This is a genomic window from Komagataeibacter sp. NFXK3, assembly GCF_054182245.1.
The window spans coordinates 1-519 of the sequence record NZ_JAPIVJ010000097.1; the positions used below are offsets into that span (position 1 = coordinate 1).

Consider the following 519-nt stretch of genomic DNA (forward strand, 5'->3'; position numbering starts at 1 on the left):
TCTATTCCACCTTCCTGCAGCGCGCCTATGACCAGGTGATGCATGACGTGGTGCTGCAGAAGCTGCCGGTGCGCTTCGCCATCGACCGCGCGGGCCTTGTTGGCGCCGATGGCGCGACCCATGCCGGTTCCTTCGACATCGCCTATCTGGGCTGCCTGCCCGGCATCACGCTCATGGCGCCGAGCGACGAGCTTGAACTGCTGAACATGACCGCCACCGCCATCGCATTTGACGAAGGCCCGCTCGGCCTGCGCTACCCGCGCGGCGCGGGGCTGGGGCTGGAACTGCCGGCCGCGGGCCAGATCATCGAGATCGGGCGCGGGCGAATCGTGCGTGAAATGCAGCGCCAGTCCGGCCCCGAGCAGGGCGGCATCGCCATCCTCTCGCTCGGGCCGAGGCTTGCCGATGCGCTGAAGGCGGCTGACATGCTGGCAGCGCAGGGGCTTGCCCCCACCGTGGCCGATGCCCGCTTCGCCAAGCCGCTCGACACCGCGCTGATCGAGCAGCTTGCGCGCAACC

1 protein-coding gene is annotated in these 519 nt (G+C 69.0%); it reads left to right on the plus strand.

Features of this window, described 5'->3' with window-relative positions:
- Positions 1-519, plus strand: a 519-nt coding sequence (locus OQZ28_RS17680) for a transketolase C-terminal domain-containing protein (protein ID WP_458136714.1), incomplete at both ends; no start/stop codon positions are given.